The 285-nt window shown below is 60.0% G+C and carries 1 protein-coding gene; it reads left to right on the top strand.

Annotated elements, in window-relative coordinates:
* On the top strand, positions 1–285 hold a 285-nt coding region (locus EN853_RS34455), incomplete at both ends, for a hypothetical protein (RefSeq protein ID WP_210236104.1).

Raw genomic sequence — 285 nt, 5'->3', positions numbered from 1 at the left:
CGAGGAGCCGCCCGGCGATCTTCTTTCGGATCAGCGACCCCGACATGCCGGATTCGGCCAATCCCAATGTCCGCTTCATCTTCGACTGCGCCGACCTTCCCGGCGTCCATTATGCCACGACCTATGATCCGGAAGGCCCTTTCCTGGTTTTCACCAGTCGGCTTAACGCGTCCGGCATCGCTCGCCTTCCTTATGCCTATGACTCGTCGCGAGAGGTCGACGCCCCTCTTCCTGGCCGCAGTCGCAGGCTCTTCCTGTCTGGCAACTATTCACGAGAACTCTATC

It is taken from the genome of Mesorhizobium sp. M1C.F.Ca.ET.210.01.1.1 (genome assembly GCF_004791585.1).
GTDB lineage: Bacteria > Pseudomonadota > Alphaproteobacteria > Rhizobiales > Rhizobiaceae > Mesorhizobium.
Note: the sequence above shows the minus strand (reverse complement) of the source record. Positions and strands in the feature narration are given on the sequence as shown.